General features: G+C 40.0%; 26 protein-coding genes. 11 read left to right on the top strand and 15 right to left on the bottom strand.

Features of this window, described 5'->3' with window-relative positions:
• Positions 1–104 precede the first annotated feature (104 nt).
• From IEW76_RS04870 to gpr, 3 genes are all read right to left on the bottom strand, one after another.
• Complete coding sequence (locus IEW76_RS04870; protein WP_188651440.1) at positions 105–461, bottom strand: DUF3679 domain-containing protein; 357 nt, start codon at positions 459–461, stop codon at positions 105–107.
• Positions 462–475: 14 nt separating this feature from the next.
• Positions 476–1,549 carry a stage II sporulation protein P gene (spoIIP, locus tag IEW76_RS04865; protein WP_229721122.1) on the bottom strand — a complete coding sequence of 358 codons (1,074 nt, stop codon included), beginning with the start codon at positions 1,547–1,549 and terminating at the stop codon, positions 476–478.
• A 176-nt stretch (positions 1,550–1,725) separates the two neighbouring features.
• The gene (gene gpr / locus IEW76_RS04860) at positions 1,726–2,829 is read right to left on the bottom strand and encodes a GPR endopeptidase (protein ID WP_188651436.1); all 1,104 of its coding nucleotides are present in this window, start codon (positions 2,827–2,829) and stop codon (positions 1,726–1,728) included.
• Positions 2,830–3,004: 175 nt separating this feature from the next.
• Between gpr and rpsT the strand changes: the two genes are divergently transcribed.
• Positions 3,005–3,271 carry a 30S ribosomal protein S20 gene (gene rpsT, locus IEW76_RS04855; RefSeq protein ID WP_036785716.1) on the top strand — a complete coding sequence of 89 codons (267 nt, stop codon included), beginning with the start codon at positions 3,005–3,007 and terminating at the stop codon, positions 3,269–3,271.
• Positions 3,272–3,975: 704 nt separating this feature from the next.
• Here rpsT and holA read toward each other — a convergent pair.
• Positions 3,976–5,013, bottom strand: coding sequence for a DNA polymerase III subunit delta (holA, locus tag IEW76_RS04850; RefSeq protein ID WP_188651434.1), 1,038 nt, complete (start codon positions 5,011–5,013; stop codon positions 3,976–3,978).
• Between the two features lie 341 nt (positions 5,014–5,354).
• Between holA and IEW76_RS04845 the strand changes: the two genes are divergently transcribed.
• The gene (locus IEW76_RS04845) at positions 5,355–5,489 is read left to right on the top strand and encodes a YqzM family protein (protein ID WP_036785709.1); all 135 of its coding nucleotides are present in this window, start codon (positions 5,355–5,357) and stop codon (positions 5,487–5,489) included.
• Between the two features lie 95 nt (positions 5,490–5,584).
• Here the strand turns inward: IEW76_RS04845 and IEW76_RS04840 are convergent, their stop codons facing one another.
• From IEW76_RS04840 to IEW76_RS04830, 3 genes are all read right to left on the bottom strand, one after another.
• A complete protein-coding gene (locus IEW76_RS04840) occupies positions 5,585–7,810 on the bottom strand; it encodes a DNA internalization-related competence protein ComEC/Rec2 (RefSeq protein ID WP_188651432.1) in 2,226 nt (741 codons plus the stop codon).
• 15 nt (positions 7,811–7,825) lie between these two features.
• Complete coding sequence (locus IEW76_RS04835; protein ID WP_188651430.1) at positions 7,826–8,404, bottom strand: ComE operon protein 2; 579 nt, start codon at positions 8,402–8,404, stop codon at positions 7,826–7,828.
• Between the two features lie 66 nt (positions 8,405–8,470).
• Positions 8,471–9,049: a helix-hairpin-helix domain-containing protein gene (locus IEW76_RS04830; RefSeq protein ID WP_188651427.1), complete on the bottom strand. Its 579-nt coding sequence runs from the start codon at positions 9,047–9,049 to the stop codon at positions 8,471–8,473.
• 82 nt (positions 9,050–9,131) lie between these two features.
• On the opposite strand from IEW76_RS04830, the gene comER reads away from it, so the two are divergent.
• On the top strand, positions 9,132–9,953 hold the full coding sequence (gene comER, locus IEW76_RS04825; protein WP_188651425.1) for a late competence protein ComER: 822 nt from the start codon (positions 9,132–9,134) through the stop codon (positions 9,951–9,953).
• A 77-nt stretch (positions 9,954–10,030) separates the two neighbouring features.
• Here comER and IEW76_RS04820 read toward each other — a convergent pair whose 3' ends face one another.
• The 8 genes from IEW76_RS04820 to IEW76_RS04785 are packed head-to-tail and all read right to left on the bottom strand — an operon-like array spanning position 10,031 to position 15,069.
• Complete coding sequence (locus IEW76_RS04820; RefSeq protein ID WP_188651423.1) at positions 10,031–10,774, bottom strand: class I SAM-dependent DNA methyltransferase; 744 nt, start codon at positions 10,772–10,774, stop codon at positions 10,031–10,033.
• 1 nt (position 10,775) lies between these two features.
• Positions 10,776–11,144: a ribosome silencing factor gene (rsfS, locus tag IEW76_RS04815; protein WP_188651421.1), complete on the bottom strand. Its 369-nt coding sequence runs from the start codon at positions 11,142–11,144 to the stop codon at positions 10,776–10,778.
• 3 nt (positions 11,145–11,147) lie between these two features.
• Complete coding sequence (gene yqeK, locus IEW76_RS04810; RefSeq protein WP_188651419.1) at positions 11,148–11,729, bottom strand: bis(5'-nucleosyl)-tetraphosphatase (symmetrical) YqeK; 582 nt, start codon at positions 11,727–11,729, stop codon at positions 11,148–11,150.
• The gene (locus IEW76_RS04805; protein WP_188651417.1) at positions 11,716–12,285 is read right to left on the bottom strand and encodes a nicotinate-nucleotide adenylyltransferase; all 570 of its coding nucleotides are present in this window, start codon (positions 12,283–12,285) and stop codon (positions 11,716–11,718) included. Before IEW76_RS04805 ends, yqeK begins: the two co-directional genes overlap by 14 nt.
• A 14-nt stretch (positions 12,286–12,299) precedes the next feature.
• On the bottom strand, positions 12,300–12,590 hold the full coding sequence (yhbY, locus tag IEW76_RS04800) for a ribosome assembly RNA-binding protein YhbY (protein WP_188651415.1): 291 nt from the start codon (positions 12,588–12,590) through the stop codon (positions 12,300–12,302).
• Positions 12,584–13,432 (bottom strand): shikimate dehydrogenase, encoded by an 849-nt coding sequence (aroE, locus tag IEW76_RS04795; RefSeq protein ID WP_188651413.1) that lies wholly within the window; start codon positions 13,430–13,432, stop codon positions 12,584–12,586. The genes yhbY and aroE overlap by 7 nt, the downstream gene beginning before the upstream one ends.
• Before the next feature lie 18 nt (positions 13,433–13,450).
• Positions 13,451–14,551: a ribosome biogenesis GTPase YqeH gene (gene yqeH, locus IEW76_RS04790; RefSeq protein WP_188651411.1), complete on the bottom strand. Its 1,101-nt coding sequence runs from the start codon at positions 14,549–14,551 to the stop codon at positions 13,451–13,453.
• Positions 14,539–15,069: a YqeG family HAD IIIA-type phosphatase gene (locus tag IEW76_RS04785; RefSeq protein ID WP_188651409.1), complete on the bottom strand. Its 531-nt coding sequence runs from the start codon at positions 15,067–15,069 to the stop codon at positions 14,539–14,541. The genes yqeH and IEW76_RS04785 overlap by 13 nt, the downstream gene beginning before the upstream one ends.
• Before the next feature lie 421 nt (positions 15,070–15,490).
• On the opposite strand from IEW76_RS04785, the gene IEW76_RS04780 reads away from it, so the two are divergent.
• The 8 genes from IEW76_RS04780 (at position 15,491) to sigK (ending at position 22,038) form a co-directional block, all read left to right on the top strand.
• On the top strand, positions 15,491–15,631 hold the full coding sequence (locus IEW76_RS04780; protein ID WP_084599643.1) for a sporulation histidine kinase inhibitor Sda: 141 nt from the start codon (positions 15,491–15,493) through the stop codon (positions 15,629–15,631).
• A 188-nt stretch (positions 15,632–15,819) separates the two neighbouring features.
• Complete coding sequence (locus IEW76_RS04775; RefSeq protein ID WP_188651407.1) at positions 15,820–18,153, top strand: Na+/H+ antiporter subunit A; 2,334 nt, start codon at positions 15,820–15,822, stop codon at positions 18,151–18,153.
• A 1-nt stretch (position 18,154) separates the two neighbouring features.
• Positions 18,155–18,493 carry a Na(+)/H(+) antiporter subunit C gene (locus IEW76_RS04770; RefSeq protein WP_188651405.1) on the top strand — a complete coding sequence of 113 codons (339 nt, stop codon included), beginning with the start codon at positions 18,155–18,157 and terminating at the stop codon, positions 18,491–18,493.
• Positions 18,486–19,967: a Na+/H+ antiporter subunit D gene (locus IEW76_RS04765; RefSeq protein ID WP_188651403.1), complete on the top strand. Its 1,482-nt coding sequence runs from the start codon at positions 18,486–18,488 to the stop codon at positions 19,965–19,967. The genes IEW76_RS04770 and IEW76_RS04765 overlap by 8 nt, the downstream gene beginning before the upstream one ends.
• Positions 19,968–19,973: 6 nt before the next feature.
• Positions 19,974–20,450: a Na+/H+ antiporter subunit E gene (locus IEW76_RS04760; RefSeq protein ID WP_188651401.1), complete on the top strand. Its 477-nt coding sequence runs from the start codon at positions 19,974–19,976 to the stop codon at positions 20,448–20,450.
• Positions 20,451–20,466: 16 nt separating this feature from the next.
• Positions 20,467–20,760: a Na(+)/H(+) antiporter subunit F1 gene (locus IEW76_RS04755; protein WP_188651701.1), complete on the top strand. Its 294-nt coding sequence runs from the start codon at positions 20,467–20,469 to the stop codon at positions 20,758–20,760.
• On the top strand, positions 20,741–21,109 hold the full coding sequence (gene mnhG / locus IEW76_RS04750; RefSeq protein ID WP_188651399.1) for a monovalent cation/H(+) antiporter subunit G: 369 nt from the start codon (positions 20,741–20,743) through the stop codon (positions 21,107–21,109). The genes IEW76_RS04755 and mnhG overlap by 20 nt, the downstream gene beginning before the upstream one ends.
• Positions 21,110–21,318: 209 nt before the next feature.
• Positions 21,319–22,038 carry an RNA polymerase sporulation sigma factor SigK gene (gene sigK, locus IEW76_RS04745; protein ID WP_188651397.1) on the top strand — a complete coding sequence of 240 codons (720 nt, stop codon included), beginning with the start codon at positions 21,319–21,321 and terminating at the stop codon, positions 22,036–22,038.
• The last annotated feature ends 170 nt before the right edge of the window (positions 22,039–22,208 follow it).

Here is a 22,208-nt window from a genome sequence, read left to right as displayed (position 1 = left end):
AGCGCAGGCGGTCTGACCATAGTAAAATCGGAAGTTCAACTAAAACCACCACGCCCTTTGCCAACGTCGAACGCCCCCCACCTCATGTGGGGCCGGAAATGCAGCTAAAAGAAAGCAGAGAATATGTGGTAGATCGTGTAGATGATTGTATTGTAAACCCAGTTCACTACGCTTTCTAAGGTGACAGCTAGTCTTTGAAGACCACGGGCTTCGTTATGATCCTCGTATTGCTGTTGTTTTTCCTGAACCGATACTTGTCCGAAGTCTTTACCTAGCACTTGCACTTCATAATCCCCTGTTTCCAATTTTTCCGTTTGGACTGCTTCTTGAAATGTACCACTTGAGAAGCCTCGCATCTGAATCATCCCAATGCTGGCTTGATTCATACCGACCAAAACGCCGCCAAGGAATAAAACAATCATAATTAGAAAGGTTATCGTGAAGCGCACCATATCGGTCATCTCCTTATTTCTCCTTACTGATCTCCACTCACTTTTTCCGCTTGCCAATAAAAATCACTAAACACATCTGCAACGGCATCCGCACTTCGATAAAGTTCTTCTAACGTATTTTCCACTCCACCAAACTCAATAAGAATAGCATTTTGAGATAAGTCCTGATTAAACTTCCCATTCGTACCTGAACCCTTTTTCGTCATGACCCCTCGGCTTAGACCGGGATATGCCTCTTCCATTTTCTTATGAAGGTCATTCGCTAGTTTTAAATTTTGTTCATAATGAGCATATTCTCCACCAATTACGAAGAAGATTCTCGCAAATGACTGATCGTTTATATCAGTAGTCGTGTATTGTTTATCAATGGAGTCTCTGTGAAGGTCAAAATAATATTGTAAATCCCCTTCTGTACTCATTGCTTCTTGCACAACAGTCCTGGACATTTCATACGACTCGTAATACTCCATACCTTTGTCTTTCAGTTTCTTTGTTATATCTGTTTTGTCTACTTTAGCGCCAATGCCATTATCCTCTAAGCTCTGAGCCAAACGGTCACCTACAAGTGTAATATTCGCTTTAGAATGAAATGCATCTGTTGCGTCTTCTGGAAGGAGAGGGAAATATGACTCTCGGTTATGAGTATGGTAGATCAACACAACATCCCTATCACCAGTAGTGGGTAATGCTTGATCAGAAGAAGGTTGATCTTCTTGTTCATCTGGTTGCTCTTCTGTAACGATTTCCTTTTCCTTTTTATCGAAAATCTCCATAGGAGGAGCTGATTCGACTGCCATCGTCGTGTAGTTCGTCCCCTCACCTGCTACCACAATTTGACCATCAAATGCTGAAAATCCTGGCAACTCCCTACCTAAAAAAGAACGCGGATCATCAGGCTGTATACTTGTAGCAGTTTGAAAGATCATTTCAGAGATGCGTGGATCTTCATAGCCCTCCGGGTATGCCCCCTGAAATACGCGATTCTCCATGCTCATTAAATGTAGAAAAGAGGAACCATCTATCTGACTTGTCCACGTATGCAATGTTGATGAGGACAGCCGATAAGCTGGCTGTATAGACGTCAGTAAACCGATCAATAAAAAGACTCCTATTAAGCCTAGTAGGTAAATTCCACTTCGTTTATACCATTTTTTCAATTCTCTATGAGCAAGCGTTAAGCCTTTAGAATGCAATGAGGTCACCCTTTCTCTCATGTTTCCTAACTCTAGTAAACTCTATGAAAACTAGAGAAAGAGTAGAACCTCCTTCTACCTTATCTTGTAAAAGAATCTTCTGTGTCTGGCTCCACATCTTGGTGTAAGGCAGCATTCAACCCACTTGCGACAACATGAGCCATATCTTTCATGAACCCGTCCACTTCTTTAGGTGTCACCATTAAATTGTGACCAATAGGGGTTAGGACCTCTTGAATAAGTGCTCTCTTCTCTTGAGCTGACAATCCACCGATCATTCCCATTACAGCTTTGCGTTGTTCTTCACTTGGCAAATCTTCCTCAGTTAATTCTTTTCTCTCACCGAAATCCATACCAGCAGGAGTTAAAGACTTAGATGGTTTCTCTCTCTCATCCCACTCACGCCCAAAATGTTTTAGCATATAATCAATCGTGTCACTTGTAATGGTTACAGCATCGACAACAGTAGGGATACCTAAAGAAATGACTGGAATCCCTAAGGTTTCTTCACTTAATTCTTTACGTTTGTTACCGACGCCAGATCCTGGATGAATCCCTGTATTGGAAATCTGAATCGTGCTATTCACCCGGTCAATTGATCGAGAAGCTAAAGCATCAACCGCAATGACAAAGTCAGGTTTCACTTTTTCAATTACACCAACTATAATATCGCTCGTCTCTATACCTGTTACCCCCATTACACCTGGGGTAAGGGCGGACACAGGACGAAAACCTTCATCAACAGTCTCAGGCTGAAGTTCAAACATATGGTTTGTCACAAGCAATTTATCAACTACCATAGGACCTAATGCGTCAGGTGTAACATTGTCATTTCCTAAACCTACCACCAGACATGTTGCGTCAGCAGCTACATTACATTTAACAAGTAACTCTTCTAATTCTCTCGCTACTACAGAAGCCGTATGATGCATAAGGCTAGTATCATGTTTTCGTATACCTTGAGATTCAATGGTAATATAAGAACCCGGTTTCTTACCGATTTGTTCTGCCCCATTTTCATCAACTTCTACATAAGTGACCTTTATGTCCTCAGCTTCCTTTTTCTCTTGAACGCGTACTCCCTCTCTGTTACCAGAACCTTGATCCTTTTGATCTGAAACCATGTCTTTTGCTTCAACAGCTAAATCTGTACGAATTTGAAACTGATCTAGATTCATTGACATGCGAAAACCCTCCGTTTTTTTACTAGGATGCACGTCCATTTTGGCTTTCATACATAATAGAAAATCACGCGGTATTATATTTATGTTGAAAACTGCTGTGTGCTCTGATAAAATGTCTCTTGTTCGAATAAATGCTCTATAAAGCAGGTTCAATTTCTCCAGGAGGTGAAAATAGATGGCTAATATCAAACAAGCTAGAAAACGTGTTATTACACAAAACAACCAGCGCGCACAGAACAACTCTTTCAAATCTGACGTTCGTTCTGCAATGAAGCGTGTTGACAACCTAGTTGATAACAACAAAACTGAAGAAGCTAAAGAAGCTTTCAAAGATGCTGTACAAAAGATTGATAAGGCTGTAGGCAAAGGTCTTATGCACCGCAACAAAGGTAACCGTCAGAAAGCTCGTCTTTCTCGTCGCGTTAAATCCGTTACAGCGTAAATAAGTCATTCCGTTTTTATGACCAACCAACAAACGATCCTACTAAGAGGGTCGTTTTTTTATGCAAAAAAGAGGATGCTACTATGAGTAGCATCCTCTTTTTTGTCGACGTTAAGATACATCAGCTGAAAGGGCCCTTACGTTTATAAGTGCTTGGGCTTGCTCGGGGACAACTCGCTTTCCTGCGGGGAGCTGGGAAGCCTCCTCATTCGCTTTCGCTCTTTGCGGGGTCTTCCCTAGGCTCCATATCCCGCGGGAGTCTCGCAGTCCCCGAGCAAGCCCTGGCTTTAAATTAGTGAACGGCCCCACACCATGCAGGCTCATTCCACGTTGTCCCAGGACGTGAGGATTTTTGTCGAACTTTCGCAGCCTCTTCGAGAAACCACCCCTAATTATCTCATGGGCAATCTCCTCAACGACTATACCTCTCTTTCCTGCCAGTGAAGATTGCAGATTTTCTTATATCACATGTTTCCGTTACACCATACTTGGCAAAGGTGGTTCGGGAAATTGCGAGACTCCTGCGGCAGTAGGAGCCTAGGGGAGACCCCGGAAAGCGTGGAGCGATTGAGGAGGCTCCCCAGCTCGCCGCGGAAAGGGAGTGATTTCCCGAACCACCTTACGCCCCAATAACGCATACGGAAACATTCTCTCGCTTTCAAAGCCAACTAAAAAAGCAACCTAAATTAGGTTGCTTTTTGGAGTTATGCTCTTTTCTTTTTAACATGAACAAGTTGATACAGGAGAAGTTCAAAGGCTAAGTTCTTTTCCATTCGACCTTGTTTCATCGATGCATCCGTGTCGGTAAGGAGTTGCATGATGGTTCCTAGTTGTTGTTCGTTAAAGCCGCGGGCTCGTCCTAATGCCATTTTTATTGCAAATGGGTGGGCTTTAATTTGTTGCGTCATCTGATTTTGTGTATATCCTTTTTGTTGAAGGAGTTTTGACTGATAAATCAGTCTAAATTGAGATGCCAATAGAGCAAGCAAGGCAATAGGTTCTTCATTCTGTTTCTCAAGGTCTTTATAGATCAATATGGCTTTCTCAACGTTTTGATTCATCACGGCATCTACCAACTTAAGAGCTGAAGACTGGGAGTTGTGTGCAGCTAACAAATCTGCAACTTCCTTTGTGATTGTTCCACCTTCTCCTACATATAACGCCATTTTTTCTAACTCGTTTTGAATAGACATAAGGTTTGTCCCGTTTTCTTGAATGAAAACATCAATGGCCGGGGATTCTATGTCTATATGTAAATCTTTCGCTAAGCTTTGCACCCAGCTAGCCATTTCGTGCTCTTTAAGGGATTGACAAGGAATGACTTTCCCTGATTTTTTCATTTGCTTAACGATTTTCTTACGTTCATCAATTTTCTCATAAGGTGCTATAAAAACTACAATGGAATACTCGGCAGGTTGTTCTAAGTAACGTTGCAACACCGAGACGTCATGTTCAATTTGCAATTTATCAGGTTTGGCCTTTAAAAAACTTGGATTTTTGCATAGCAATAGCTTTCTTTCTCCGAGGAAAGGAAAGGTTTCAGCATCCATCATTACTTCTTGTATAGGAACTTCTTCTAAATCATATACAGACAAGTTTACATCTTGCTCCTCATCTGGAACAGCATTTTTTACAAGAGCTTGCTGAATATCCTGGATGAGGTAGGTTTCTGTTCCATATAGTAAGTATACTGGATCAAATTGTTTCTTCTTTATTTCTTTAAGGGCATCAAAATATACCATCGTACCTTCCTCCATTCGGTTCTAACAGTATGGTATATGGAAATCGGAAGGCTTTCAAGTGTAGAATTATATATAAGTTTTAGCAAGGCTTATTATGCAGAAGAGGGAAATGGTTCCCATTCCCCCCCAAGTCATCTATATAAACGCATCACCTGAACCCCTAGGTAAGCCCAGGCGATAACGATGTTTTGACCGATACTTATAGCCTAGCCAAAACGAAAAAAACTATGGGTGTTAACTCTTGTCAACAAAGGGAACCGTATAATAACGAAATCTTCATGCATTGTAGATTTTTTTTATGAAACCGTTTATACTAATAACTGGTATAGGAGGGGTTAAACGTGAACGAGTTCAAAAAAGAAGTTCAATCACCAACGAACGACGTTGTAGACTCTGCCAAAGGATTCGCGTTTTCGTTCATCTTTTTCTTTGTCATTTTCGCGATTGGCGTGGGTATACGATTAATCGGCAACTAGTACTTAAGCAACACAGTATGAAAGAGGCTGTCAAACAGTCTCTTTTTTATGTTTGTATAAAAGAAGAAATAAGGGAGCATTTAGTACAGAATATCCTATGGCAAATGACTATAAAATGTACCTGTCCCACCAGAAAATTGATAGATCACCGCTCCTTTCTGATCTGTACGTATAATCTTCACCCCTTCTTTGTTCAAACGCTCTATAACCTGTTCGTGAGGATGTCCATAACGATTGTTAAGCCCAGCCGATATAAGAGCCACCTTTGGAGTTACAGTATCCAACCATTGTGCGCCTGTAGAAGTGTCACTTCCATGATGGGCAACTTTAAGCACATCTACATCAAGCTCATCTGCTAAGGAACTGATATCTTCTTCCCCTTCTTTTCCTACATCTCCAGTAAACATCCAAGCCATTCCACCAAGCGTGAAGCTCATGACTAAAGAGTTATCATTTTTGTCTTCTGACTCCTGAATTGGATAAAGAATATCAAAAACGGTCTCTTCAATAACGAAGCGATCACCGCCACTAACTTTCTTCCACTTCTCTTCTTTTATTGGAAGATCCCCTTTAAAAAAAGGACTTGTTATTAATGTATCGACACTGAATGAAGTGAGCACTTCCTCAGCTGCACCAATATGATCCTGATCAGCATGAGTCAAAAGCAACGTGTTAACTTTTTTTATCCCCCTTTCATGAAGGTAAGGCTCGATGATTCTTGTAAACGTATCATCTTCTCCTTCTTCTAACACACCTGCAGCATCGATCATCATGACATGCTGCCGATTGGGCCACTCGATAATGAAACAGTCCCCCTGCCCTATATCAAGCATCGTGACTCGTCCTGGCGAAAACAAAAACGGGACACTCGCCTCTGCTATTAAAATAATCGACAAACCAACGCCCCATAAAAAAGATTGCCTTTGCTTTCCTACTTCCCATCTCTTCATCATCCACACAAACGCGATTACAAATAAAAAGATACTAACAATGGACATCTGACCAGTTACCCACTCTACATCAAACTCATCCATTCCTCTAAGCGTAAGGAAGCATATCTCTAATGACTTCTGAAAAACAGCATCTAATGGTTGAAGCAAGGAAGGAGGAAGGATATTTACGCCTGCTAGAATAATGAAACAAACGGGAAGCACAAATATAGACATTAACGGGACAAACAGGAGGTTAGCTAAAAGAGACAGTGGATTAAAGAAGTAAAAAGATTGAAGTTGTAAAGGGAGGACAATTAATTGGCATAAGAGGGAAATCCTAAGAAGAGAATCAATTGGATGAACGCTTAAGCTGATCCATTTCTTTGATACAAGAATTCCAAAAGTGACTATAAATGAAAATTGAAAGCCCAATTGATGAATAAGCGAAGGTTTAAAAATAAGAATACTACAAAAAAGATAACTAATGATGTCTGTCATTGGCCATCTCTGTTTCATAAGTGATAAGAGCATAGCTGCTTCGGCCATACAAACAGCTCTGATTACAGACGGAGCGCCTCCTGCAAACAAAATATAAATGGGAAGAAGAAACAAGAGGCAAATGATTAACTTACGCTTAGTTAAAAGAGAAAAACGAAGGGTGAGATAAGAGAAGAGTGCAATACATAACCCGACATGAAGGCCAGATATAGCCAGTAAATGAGAAAGCCCCCAACGTTGAAAAAGCTCGATAGTCTCTTCCGATAAATCACGATCTTCTCCAAATACTAAGGCTTTTACCCATGATGATGTGAAAGGGGAAAGATTTTGATCTAAGTTATCTAATGCTTCTTTTCGTTTAGAGAACAACTCTTTATACCAGCTACCTCCCTGGCAATGTAACTGAGAAGGATCCACAATGATCGTCCCACGTACGCCTTTATGAAGCATGAATGCTTCATAATCAAATTCTCCAGGGTTCCGGGCAAACGGATGACGTTCTACTTCACCAGACAGGGAGCACTTTGATCCAATTTGAACGGATCTATGGTCCAGAGACGCAAATAGGAACGTATTCCATTTCTGTTTAGTTTGATCATCCTCAAAAATAAAGGAAGTATAGTCTGATGTAAATGTAGGATTTTCCTTAACAATACCATTCATTTGAACCACAGAGGTGGATAAGGTAGGAGAAGAAAGAGGTTTAAATGAATCAGTAGTGGAACATACAATAAAGAGAACACCAGATGCAAGTAATAGCGAGCGTTTAGCCGGACGGAATAAGATTACACCGCCCAGCACTAAAAATCCGCCCAACCAACTATAAGAAATAGGCGCGAGGTAAACGCCTAGAGCTGAAGCTATAGCAAGCCAATAGCCATTTCCTTTCACAGTCTTCCTCCCCCATTACGTTGTTATGTGGCGAGAGGAGAATAAGTTCATAGCCTCTTCTTTTAAGCTTTCTATTTCTTCTTTAGGTGCGCCTGCATGAGATAAACGTTCGATTAACCCATTAATATATTCAAGCTTTTCAAGAGCTTTGGGATCGACTCCAGTTTCTTGTACTTCTACATGAACTGTTCGTACACCAGCTTCCTTAAACAGCTCAATAGCATAAGGATGATTTTTATAATCTTGTGCGTAGTAAACCGTTTGGATCCCTGCTTGAATTAACGCTTTGCAGCAGTGAAGGCACGGGAAGTGGGTAACATAAATTTCAGCACCTTCTGTGGCGACGCCAAATTTGGCACACTGAAGTAATGCGTTCATCTCCGCATGAATCGTTCTTACACAATGGCCATCAATGACATAACACCCTTCATCTATACAATGGACGCTCCCTGAAACGCTTCCATTATACCCTCCTGCAATCATTCTTTTGTCTCGTACGACTGTGGCACCTACAGCAAGCTTTTCACAAGTACTTCTAAGAGCTAATAAATGACTTTGAGCCATGAAATACTGGTCCCAAGAAATACGGTTCATTATCGATCACCTTCTCTATTTTCATTTCCATTCAGTGTACTGCTTGTCCAGTTTTACGTCAATCGACTAAGGAACCTGAATATCTTCTAAAAATCCTTCTAATGTCTTCTCTCCAATACCACTGACTTGAAGCAGGTCATTAACATCTTGAAAAGGACCATTTTTCTCCCGATATTCAATAATAGCTTTTGCCTTGGCTTCACCAACACCAGATAAGGTCTTTAACTCTTCTAATGTAGCTTGATTAACGAAAACCTTGTCAGACATATTCCCTCCACCTTCAGCAGGGGCTGTCCCTCCCCCTTTGGCAAGAACGATTACAACCATCTCATCTTGGACACGCATGGCTAAATTAACGGATAAGGGATCTCCTGATGATGTAAGACCTCCCGCCAGTTCAATGGCGTCCTCCACCCTACTTCCCTCATCCAGATGGTATACGCCAGGACGTTCAACCTCCCCCTTAACATCAACATACATAATTGTTTTTTCAACTGATGCATTTACCTCAGTTGTTTTTTCTTCCTCCTTTTCTTTATGGTTTATTACGAACTCCTCATCAGGAGGCGAATTTGGCCAAAGCATCCAAAGGATAAACCCTGCCAAAACAGCTATAGATAGAAAATACTTGTAGATTCGACTCATAAACGAACTACCTTCTTTCATATATTTGTTAACGGAACAGTATTTGCATGAAGAGATTACCATGTAAAGGAGGGGACCTAACATGAAGTGGGGCATTATTGGTACGGGGAATATGGGCAAAATCTTGACAGAGGCTTGGATTGATTCTGGAATGATCGAACCAGAGCAGCTTTATGTAACAAATCGAACCCTTTCAAAAGCAAAATTATTACAAAAAAACTACCCAGGTATTACGGTTTGCGAAGGAGCTGATGCAGTAGCAAAAGAAGCCGACATGCTTTTCATTTGCGTCAAGCCATTGGATATTTACCCCCTTCTCAATAAAATACAACCTTATCTAACTGAGCAGCAGTGCTTAGTTTCTATTACAAGTCCTTATAGTGTAGAGGATCTTGAACATGAAGTGCCTTGCCAGGTTGTTCGGTGGATCCCAAGTATTACAAACCGCGCTCAATCAGGTGTAACCCTGTTAACATTCGGAGAACGTGTATCTCCTTTAATGAAAGCCTATGTGGAACAGTGTTGTAAAACATACTCTAAGCCTGTCCAAATTAAAGAAAACGTCACTCGTGTTTCCTCAGATATTGTATCATGTGGTCCAGCATTTTTTAGTTACTTACTTCAACGTTTTGTGGATGCGGCTTGTGAAGAAACGAAGATTTCTGAACATGAGGCCACAACTATGGTTACAGAGATGCTAATTGGCTTTGGAAAGCTTCTAGAGGAAGGACATTATTCATTACCTACTTTGCAAGAAAAAGTTTGTGTAAAGGGAGGGGTTACGGGTGAAGGAATAGAAGTACTTGAGGCAGAAATAGGGAAAATGTTTCATCATGTTTTTCAGAGGACTCATCGGAAGTACAACCAAGATAAATGGGAGTTAGAAGAACAAAAGCTGGATTAATACTTTATTCTTCATTATTCAACAAAACCCTTCAACTAAAATAAAAACCGGAGAAGAGTATTTACTCTGCTCCGGTCTTATTTTTTACATACGAAAAAAATCCGATCATTTTCTTGTTCATCATATCCCGCTTCTTGTGAGAAATCACTATGGATCCCTAGCACATCAAAGCCACAGTCTTGCAGCCATGCTACGTAAGTTGAAACAGGAAAGGTTCTTTGGTTGTGATATTCATCAAATCGTTCATATAGATCGTCTTTTTTTACAAAGAACGTTAAATCATGTGTAACAGAATGATCTTCTTCGTTCTCATCACAGAACCAAATGTAGCTTATATCATCTGTAACGGTACCAAACGTTTGACCGCTAAGGTACCCATCAATATAACCCGTTGAATGAACATCAAATAAGAACAAGCCCCCTGGTTTAACCGTGTCATAGGCAAGCTGAAATGTTTTCTGGATTTGTTGTTCGTCTGTAATATAGTTTATTACATCGCAGTAACTAATAACCATGTCATATCGGATAGGTATATCTAATGATGTTATATCTTGCTTGATCCATTCCACAGAAGCTTTTTGTTCTGTTGACTTCCGATTTGCTACAGCTAACATGTCTTCTGATAGGTCCACACCTGTAACGCTGTATCCTTCTTTAGCTAAACGTATCGAAATCTCACCAGTTCCTGCTCCAAGGTCTAAGATACGATTTACCTTTGCCCCAGTGGACCGAATCGAGGATTGGGTAAAGGATACCCAATCCTGATAAGGAACTTCTTCCATCAATTGGTCATAGATCTCAGCAAAACGACCATAGCTCATATTACACCTGGTCTTGATTTGGTGTGATTTCTTGCATGCTATAGGATGGCGCATCTCCCCATAGACGTTCTAGGTTGTAATAGTTACGCTCGTCTTTGTGGAATATATGACAAACCACGTCGTCTAAATCCACAAGAATCCAACGAGATTCTTCAAAGCCTTCCATGCGTTTAACAATCATGCCCTGCTCTTCTGCTGCTTCCTTAATCCCTCTTGCAATTGCTTGTACTTGTCGTTCGTTTGTTCCATGACAAATAATGAAATAATCTGCAATTAAAGACACATTTTGCATGTCCATTGCAACAATATCTTCTGCTCGTTTATCTTCACATGCCTGCGCGGCAATTTTCATAAGTTCCTTACTTTCCATTTTTTACTTCCCTTCTTGTTTGTTATTCTTACGCTTGGTTAAAGCGTTATACGCATAAAATGTATCAGGATAAATAGGTTGATTTTTACTCATTAAAAAAGCAATGGTATTTTTCGTTGCCATCCAACATCCATAATCTAAGCTCACCTGAGCGGCTTCTCTGACATCGTCAATACCAGGGAACTTACGTCCAGGCTCAATATAATCAGCCAAGAAAATCACTTTATCCAAGGGTGTCATATGCGTACGGCCTGTTGTGTGATAATGAATGGAATCTAATACTTCCACATCTGTAATCCCTACTTCTCTCTCTACTAGTAAAGCTCCTACAGGACCATGCCACAACTCATGATGGTAGTGCAATAAGTCCTTTGGTAAATAGGTTGACGTAATCCATTTCTTCATTTCTTCTGTCGGTCTGTATTTCGCATAGTCATGAAAGATTGCTGCAATTTCTGCCTTCTTTTCATCTACTCCATACACACCTGCTAATTGAATAGCAGTTTCCATTACCCTCACTGTGTGATCATAGCGCTCCTGCTTTAGGTGAGGTTTTAGTATAGCTAATGCTTCATTCTGATCCATACAATCCTCGCTCCTTTATATAAGATTCTACAGATTGAGGTAACAAATACCGCGCTGAGCGTCCCTGCATAATTCGTTCTCGAATAAACGTAGAAGACACCTCGAATACTGGTATATCAATGGTTTGAATAGGGTATGGAGACGACAGTTCGTGTCCTTTACGCTTGACCCCCACAAAGGTAATCATTTCGACTAATTCATCTATTCTGTTCCACTTTGGCAAGTATTCAACCATGTCTCCTCCCATTATAAAGTAAAATTGGATATCCTCAAACTCATCTATTAGTGTCTTAACCGTATCAAACGTATAAGAAGTTCCCGATCGTTCGATTTCAATTGTATTTATTTTAAAATGGGGATTAGAATTTATCGCTAATTGTGTCATCTCTAAGCGATCATTCACTTTTGTATTGGTTGCTGTTTTATGAGGAGGATCATTCGAAGGAATAAACCATACCTCATCTAGCCCAAGTTCCTGGTACACTTCTTCTGCTATGAGTAAATGTCCCATATGAGGAGGATCAAATGTACCACCTAACAATCCAATTTTCTTCATACTAAACTCCTTTTTTACGGTAGTTTAATCTGCTTATTCTCATCTGATTCTTTGTAAAGAACGATTGTATTTCCGATGATTTGAACAATTTGTGCGTCTGCTCCATCAGCAATGTCCTTGGCAACTTCGTCTTTATCTTCGAAGCAATTTTGCAAAATGCTGATCTTAATAAGTTCTCGTTTCTCAAGTACATCAGAAATTTGATCAATCATATTCTCATTTACACCTGTTTTTCCCACTTGGAAAATCGGGTTCAGATGATGGGCTTTTGATCGTAAAAATCGTTTTTGTTTTCCTGTTAACATGTTGTATCACCTTTCAATTGCTGTTCAAATTTAGTTACAATATCGTTTGCTTCTACAAACGTTTCTGTCCATTGTTCAAAGGCTAATGCCGCCTGATAAATAAGCATACCATGACCATTTAACACCCGAGCTCCTCTGTTTTTGGCTTCTTTCAAAAGAGAGGTCTCAAATGGTTTATACACAATATCACTAACTATGGCATTAGGCTTCACATTACGTAAAGAAATAATTTGACCACTTTCATTAGGAGTCATACCTACCGAGGTCGTCTGCACAATAAGATCGTAATGTGAAAGGTCCTCTTCAGCTTCTTCAAGTGAAAGAACAGAAGAATCTGTGCTTCCACAACGTAATTTACGCAGTGCTTCTCCGCGCGAGGCTGTACGGTTAGCGATATCTATGACAGGGGCACCGGCCTCCGCCAACGCTCTGTAAATTCCTCTCGCTGCTCCCCCTGCTCCAAGAATTAACACCTGAGTTTTCTTTAAGTTTGTATCAGAATATTCCTCAAGAAGGGAGCGAACATATCCTTTGCCATCTGTGTTATATCCAATCCACTTTCCATCTTGGACGTGAACAGTATTTACTGCACCAACAGAGGACGCATAAGAGTCTACTTCATCAAGATAAGGAATAATCTCTTCTTTATATGGCACAGTGACGTTAAATCCATCTACTTCGACCATTTTCAATGCTTGAAGTTTATCTTGCAATGCATCAGGACTCGTTTCAAATATACGGTAGGCTCCCTGTTCACCTTGCTTTTTAAGAAATTGTTCATGAATCCAGGGAGACTTGGAATCTCTAGCTGGATAGCCGACTAGTCCAAATAAATAGCCCACAGTTAAACCCTCCCTGTTTTAGATTAATGAAGATCGAAGGGAAACGCGCACACCTTCTGGTAAATGGGCCGTCACAGTAACTCCACCATGTGGAACTGTAATCCAGCCAAGTCCAGAGAATACAATATCAGTTTTATCTTCTAGAACTTGAAGGCTTTGTGCCTTTAGAGGTGGCAACTGTGACTTTGTATCCTCATCAGGAGGAGAGAGTAATTCCCCTAAATGAGTCTCGTATAGCTCATCTGCTTTTTCTAACTTTGTTCGATGAATGTTTAGTTGGTTTGAAAAGTAACAAACAAAAGAATGCTTCTCACCTTTCGTAAAGTCAAGCCTTGCCAGCCCGCCAAAATAAAGGGTTTGATCCTCATTCAACTGGTAAACCCGTGGCTTAATTTCTTTCTGAGGCGTTATAACTTTTAAATCCTTCTCTGATACATAGTGCGCCATTTGGTGCCTGTTAATAACACCTGGTGTATCAAATAGAGACGCCTTTTCATCAAGTGGAATATCAATAAATCCTAATGTTGTCCCAGGGAAATAAGAAGTAGTAATCGCTTCTTTCTCCCCTGTAGAATCTTGAATTAGATGATTAATAAACGTTGATTTCCCTACGTTTGTACACCCAACAACATATACATCTTTTCCGCGGCGTTGTTGTTCAATGGAGCCGGCGACTTCTTCCATACCTTCGCCCGTCTTTGCTGACACTAGGAATACATCATTCACTTTAAGCCCTTGTTCTTTAGCAAGACGTCTCATCCACTGTTTAACTTTATTATGGTTAACAGACTTCGGTAATAAATCGACTTTATTGCCAACTAGAATAATGGGCTTATTCCCTGTGAAACGTGGTAGCCCTTGAATAAAGCTTCCATTAAAATCAAAGATATCCATCACTTTCACAATCATCCCATCCGTATCACGGATTTGGTTCAACATACGAAGGAAATCGTCATCTGTTAAATCAACATCTTGCACTTCATTATAATGTTTCAATCGAAAGCAACGTTTACAAATAACTTCTTCTCGCTCTAGAGCAGAAGCAGGAGCATATCCAGGAGCTTTTGGGTCTTGTGTCTGAATCTCGGCTCCACAACCATAGCAAATTACTTTTTCCATTCTTTATCCTCCCAATTAAGCATTCCTCGACTTTTCATCCAACCTAAGATCTGGCGTTCAATTTTTCGATTGACCCTTGTCCATAAACCATCAGTCTGAACAATGGGTACAACTAGAACCGTATGGAACTCTGCGCGATTGCCTCCTAAAACGTCAGTCAAAAGTTGGTCTCCGACAACAACGATTTCTTCCTTATTTAAATTCATCTCTTTTCTAGCTTTGCGAAAAGCTTTCCCAAGCGGCTTTCTTGCACTGTGTATAAAGGGAATATTTAACGGTTCAGAGAAGAAAGTGACGCGACTTTCGTTGTTATTTGAAACGACTGTTACTTGAATATCGTTTTCTTTCATTAATTTAAACCATTGCACAATTTCTGGTGTTGCATCTGCTTGATCCCAAGCAACAAGCGTATTATCTAAATCTGTTATGATTCCTTTAATTCCACGTTCCTTCAATTCGGAAGGTCTAATTTCAAAGACAGATTGAACATGTTCATCTGGAAGAAACTTCTTTAACACCTTTATCACCTCGTTTTATGCCTATTACCGTACAAATGGACTACCTATCCATGATATAAAATTTATCATTCCCTTTCAAAAGAAAGTTTACTTTCAAATAGAAAAAAAGCATATTTTATGTGCAAACTTCTCATTCAGAAGAAAAACCGTTCGACAAATTCCTACAACATTCAAGTTGTGGATAACTCTATACACAAAACACACAAGGTAACCACCCCATTTGTGTACAAATTTACCAGTTTACCCACAACTTATATACAGCTGGTTGTGGATATGCATGGTGTTGTAGGCCAATATGATTCGTGATACATTTAGTTCACACTAAAACAAAACATAATCTTATCACATATAAAGATGAATCTACATAGTCAAGTAAAATTAATTGCGGGAGGTGTAAGCCAACACATTGTTGGTGAATGCTATGGAACATTTATCAGATGAATTGCTCATAGAATCATACTATAAAGCCACAGAACTTAACCTCAGCGCAGAGTTTATTAAGCTTATTGAAGAAGAACTACAACGGAGATCAATCATTCAGAATATTAAGAGAACAAGCTAAACCTTCCGCCTATTGCTACTTGCAGTAGGCTTTTTTTATTGTCACAAAATCGTCAAACTCATTTTAAATAGTATAAAGTTGCTTCTTACCTCTTTTTTTTATTACAATGGAGTGGATATTAGCATCTTGAAAACCGTATGTTAAAAGGGCATATTCTTTTATTCATATCGAGGGAGGACTTAGACTGAATGTTAACCGCTATTTTTTTACCACTGATTTTAGCATGTTTTATACCATTCCTAAGTAAATGGAAAGATTCCATTCACACAGGTTGGTTCGTGCTACCTATTCCCTTCAGTATATTTGTTTACCTTATCACACAGGTAGGTACACAATTTTCTCCTTTTGAGCGATCTTATTCTTGGATCCCATCCTTACAAATTAACTTTGACCTGTACCTAGATGGACTAAGTTTATTGTTTGGACTGCTCATTAGTGGTATTGGCTCACTAGTTGTGCTCTATTCTGTTTATTACTTACATAAGAGTGAACAGTTAGGCCATTTCTACGTGTATTTACTTATGTTTATGGCTGCCATGTTCGGAGTCGTATTCTCTGATAACGTATTTGCACTTTATACGTTTTGGGAACTAACTTCCCTTTCTTCCTTTCTTCTAATCGGATACTGGAATCACAGAAAGGGCTCAAGGTATGGAGCATTGAAATCAATGCTGATTACCGTATTTGGAGGCCTTAGTTTACTGGGTGGACTATTACTCTTAACAATCGTTACAGACACCACAAGTATTCAGGCTATGATGGATCAGAAAGAAACAATTATTAACAGCCCACAATTTGGTTGGATATTAGGATTTATATTCTTAGGTGCTTTTACAAAATCCGCACAATTTCCATTCCACATTTGGTTACCAGATGCGATGGAAGCTCCTACTCCAGTTAGTGCTTACCTTCACTCAGCCACAATGGTTAAAGCAGGAATATTCTTAATCGCCCGCTTCTTACCGATCTTCTCACTGAGCGAATGGTTCTTTATTATTGTTAGCACAGTAGGAATAGTTACCTTATGTTGGGGTTCTTATATGGCTGTTCGCCAAACAGACTTAAAAGGCATATTAGCCTTCTCCACTATAAGTCAACTAGGTATGATTATGGCTATGCTCGGGTTTGGAACGAAGATTGCTGTATTTGCAGCCGTATTTCATATCTTAAACCACGCTACATTTAAAGGAAGCTTGTTCATGGTCGCAGGGATTATTGACCATGAAACAGGTACACGAGATATACGCAAATTAGGCGGTCTCATGACGCTCATGCCTATTACAGCCACCCTAGCGGTGTTTGGTACTTTCTCTATGGCTGGCGTTCCTTTACCATTCCTAAATGGGTTCTACAGTAAGGAGCTTTTCTTTGATGCTTCCCTGCATCTTAAAGGAGAAGGTCTTGCACAAACGCTTGCTGCCATTATCCCTTACCTAGCTGTATTTGGTAGTATCTTTACATTTGTATACTCCATGTACTTGTTCTTTGGGACATTCAGAGGAGAATACAAAGAGAAAGAATTGCCTCAAAAGCCACACGAGGCACCGATCGGAATGCTTATCTCCCCTATTATCCTTGTGCTCTTGGTCATTACAATTGGGTTAATTCCTGAGTTGTTTAACAGTGCGTTAATTGATCATGTAGCAGAAGCAGTAAAAGGGGAACCGATGGAGAAACACATTAAGTTCTGGCATGGCTGGGACGGCACACCTCTTCATATGTCACTAATAGTTGTCGCACTCGGCGCACTGCTTGTTAGTTTCCGATCTTATTGGTCTGGTGTATATAAAGCAGTTCCAGGTGCATTAAGCCTAAACAAAGCTTACGACTGGTTAGTAGATCGTACTGAGAAGTATTCAAGCACGATTACTAACGGATATATGAACGGATCTTTAAGACGTTATGTACGCCTCTTGTTGATCGCTATCCTTCTTGGAACAATCGGTACAATGCTTCTTACGAATGGATTAGCTTTAAACCCAACAGATGTAGAAGACGTTACCTTCCCTGAAATGCTAGTTGTTATTATGATGGTGCTTGCAGCACTCGCTACAATCTTTACTAATAACCGTATCGCAGCTATCTTAATACTTGGTGTTGTGGGCTATGGTCTGGCCATCCTGTTCGTTCTTTACAGAGCTCCAGACTTAGCATTAACACAACTTATCATTGAAACGGTTACGGTTGCCTTATTCTTGCTAGTCTTTATGCACCTACCAGAACTTCGAAAGCGACATGAGTCAGCAGGCACAATACTGATCAACGCTTCTATTGCAATCCTGTTTGGTGCAATGATGACGATCGTCGGCATTTCTTCTTATAACAGTAAATGGTTTGAACCCATTTCAGATTATTTCCTTGAAACGTCTGTAAAACTTGGTGGTGGCCACAACGTGGTTAACGTAATCCTTGTTGACATGCGTGGATTAGATACATTGTTTGAAATTACGGTATTAGGGATTGCAGCACTTGCGATCTTTAACATGATTAAGCTTCGCCGTAAGAAGGGGGCGAAAGAATAAGATGGAAATGATTACGTCCCTGTTAGCGGGTATCCTTTTCGCAACAGGAATTTACAACTTACTGCAAAAGCAGTTACTACGCATTGTCATTGGTACGGCTCTTATATCTCACGGAGCTCACCTATTCATTCTGACAATGGGGAAGTTAAAGCGAGGAAATCCTCCTATTATTGTGGAAGGGGTCGAGAATTACGTCGACCCGTTACCACAAGCATTAATCTTAACGTCTATTGTTATTAGCTTTGGTGTCACAAGCTTCCTACTTGTTCTGGCCTACCGCGCAGCCAAAACGAATGACACCGACAATATGGACGAGTTAAGGGGTAACGAAAATGAGTAATTTAGCTGTTTTACCAATCTTACTACCACTATTAGCAGGTATTATCGTTGCGTTTTTCAACACAAAACTGACTGCGGTCCGTTTGTTCTCAAGAGTTGTGGCCATTCTTAACCTTATTGTTGTTTCTTATATCGGTTGGGATGTCTATCAGAACGGTACAATCATTCTTGAGACGGGTGGATGGAAAGCACCTTATGGAATCGTATTAGTGGGTGACATGTTAGCCATGCTCCTTGTGATCACAACAAACATTATTGCTGTTGCATGCGTATTCTTTGCCTCTAAATCTTTAAGTGATAAGAAAGAATCGTATTACTTTTACACGTTTTTCTTCTTACTTATTACAGGGGTCTCTGGTGCGTTTTTAACAGGAGACCTATTCAACCTATTCGTATTCTTTGAAGTTCTTCTAATGGCTTCATATGGTCTCATAGTATTAGGAGGAGAAAAGGTTCAATTAAGAGAGTCACTGAAATACGTGCTCTTAAACCTCTTCTCTTCTATGCTTTTTGTAACTGTAATATCGTTCTTATACTCAGTAGTCGGCACGGTTAATATGGCGCAAGTTGCTGAACGCGTACAAGAAGTTGAGCAAAAGGGAATCTTAACTACTATTGGAATTCTATTGTTCTTTGTTTTTGCTACGAAAGCAGCAGTATTCCCATTGTATTATTGGTTACCAAAATCATATATTGTACCGAACCCAGTTGTTTCTGCCCTATTCGGAGCATTACTCACCAAGGTCGGAATTTATTCGATCCTGAGAACATTTACGATTATCTTCCATCACGAAGTGGATATTACGCACCAGCTCTTCCTCTGGTTAGCTGCTTTAACCATGCTGTTTGGAGTAATCGGTGCACTTTCTACTCATAACATTAAGCTCATTGTTGCTTATAACATCATTCCAGCTGTCGGTTTTATGTTAATGGGAATTGCCCTGTTTACAGAAACTTCAGTAGCAGGAACCGTGTATTATTTAATTCACGACATGATCGTAAAGGGAGCTCTCTTCCTTCTCGTTGGTGCCATTGCCATATTAGCTGGAACAAGTGATTTACGGAAGATGAATGGACTCATTCATCACTACCCCGTCATTGGGTGGCTATTCTTTATAGCAAGTATTACATTAGCGGGGATCCCTCCGTTTAGTGGATTTATTGGAAAGATCCTATTAATGCAAGGCGGTTTAGAAGAGGACCAATATGCAGTCGTGATTATTGGACTTTTAACAAGTTTACTCATCCTTTTCTCTATGATTCGCATCTTCATTCAAGGCTTCTGGGGAGAGAAAGACGAAACATTTACTCCTAATAAAAAAGGAGCGCGAGGCTTTACATGGCCTATCGCATTTCTTGTCTTCTTCTCAATTTATCTAGGAGCCGGAGCAGAAACCGTTTATCCAATTGTTGAGGAGATCTCGAAGTCCTTATTAGATCCTACTCAATACATTGAGTCCGTGTTAAAGGAGTAAACCAATATGCCTTTTCAGATCGTATTAAATATTATTATCGCTATTATGTGGACGTTCCTTCAGGAATCGTACACATTTGGTAGCTTCTTCAGTGGATATTTATTTGGGATTCTGCTGCTATTTACACTGCAGCGTTTTATCCCAGATGAGTTTTATATGAAGCGATTTTTAAAAATTGTTAGCCTTATCTTACTATTTATAAAAGAACTCCTTTTATCAAATGTGACCATATTAAAATGGGTTTACAAACCAAAATTAGATATGGAGCCAGGGATATTCGCCGTACCTGTTGACCTTAAAAGCAATTGGGAGATCACATTGTTAGCGAACTTGATTACGTTAACTCCAGGTACACTATCTATCGCAATCTCAAACGATCATTCTTATATTTATGTTCACGCTATGAATATCGAAGACGTAGAAAGCGAGATCAACTCCATTAAAGAATCATTCGAACGAGCGATCAAGGAGGTGACAAGATAAGATGTTAACTGTTGAAATGACAAAAGATATGTTGCATGTGGTCACGGAGTTCTGCATCGTAATAACATCGATCTCTATTATCCTTTTGTTATACAGAGCTGTTGTAGGCCCTACAAACCCAGATCGTGCCGTTGCATTAGATACGATTGGGATTAACCTTATGGCCCTTGCTGGATTGATTGCCATCTATCTTGTTACGACACAATTAAACGATGTTATATTACTAATTGGAATTTTGCTGTTTATCGGTACTGTAGCCATAGCAAAATTCTTAGAAAAGGGTGTTATTATTGAGCGGGACATGGATTGAAATCGTTTGGGACCTCATCATTATGGTGTTCTTACTAGCAGGTACCTTCTTCATCATTTCCTGCTCGATCGGAATCATTAGGTTCCCGGACGTCTACACAAGACTTCACGCTGCTACAAAGGGTGCCACTCTTGGGGTATCTGGAATTATGATCGGCGCTTTTCTGTTTCTTTATATTGAACACGGAATGATTAGCGGGAAATTAATATTAGGGATTATCTTCGTTCTATTAACTGCCCCTGTATCCGGTCATATGATCTCAAGAGCTGCTTATCGCAGTGGAGTTCAGTTATGGGATCACAGTATTAAAGATGATTACAAAAAGGTCGTTGAATCAGACGATAACTAACTAAGAAAAGCGTTCAGCTGACTCAGCTGAACGCTTTTTTGGTTATGAAGATTATCAGCTTAGATGACTAGGGTCCGGAGGGCTTATACGGGGGTGAAACAATTTCCCCCTGGGTTGTATTTCATGCAGGACAGACACTTTTCTCCATATAAGCGCATAAGGTGACTATATAGGCCATTGCCTAAATGTTTATGTGGAGGTGTATGCGCTTGTCTAGTTTATTGTCTGCACTCGCCCTTTTTATTAAAGACACCCTATTCTTCGTATCTTACGTAAAAAACCATGCCTTTCCGCAACCCCTTCCACCAGAAGAAGAAGCCAAATGCCTGCAAAAGATGCAAGAAGGGGATGAGGAAGCCAGGAATCGACTCATTGAACACAACTTGAGGCTAGTCGCACATATTGTGAAGAAGTTTGAGAACACAGGAGAAGATAACGAGGACCTGATTTCAATTGGAACAATTGGATTAATCAAAGGGATTGAAAGCTTTTCTTCTGGTAAGGGGACCAAACTGGCAACCTATGCGGCTCGTTGTATTGAAAATGAGATTCTGATGCACTTAAGAGCTTTGAAGAAAACAAAAAAAGATGTTTCCTTACAAGATCCTATCGGTCAAGATAAAGAAGGTAATGAAATTAGCTTAATTGATATATTAAAAGCTGAGAACGCAGATGTTGTAGAATTGATTCAATTGAATATGGAAGTGGAGAAAATCCAAGAATACTTACAAATCTTAGATAAAAGGGAGAAAGAAGTTATTATCGGTCGATATGGGTTAGGATTAAAAGAAGAAATGACTCAAAGAGAAATCGCTAAAACATTAGGAATTTCGAGAAGCTACGTGTCCCGAATTGAAAAAAGGGCTTTAATGAAAATTTTCCATGAGTTTTACAGAAAGGAACACCAAAACACTTCTCATAACGGTTAGGAAATGTCTATCACAAAAGTCCCCTCTCCTTCATATGGTATACAAATACCTATAAGAGAGGTGAATACCTATGGGGTATTGTGGCTATGCAGGATACCCTTACACCCCCTATCCCTTACCATACCCATATCCACCTTATGGAGGTTATGGCTTAGGGTTAGCAGTGGTGT

It is taken from the genome of Pontibacillus salipaludis (genome assembly GCF_014642405.1).
Taxonomy (GTDB): Bacteria; Bacillota; Bacilli; order Bacillales; family BH030062; genus Pontibacillus; species Pontibacillus salipaludis.
Note: the sequence above shows the minus strand (reverse complement) of the source record. Positions and strands in the feature narration are given on the sequence as shown.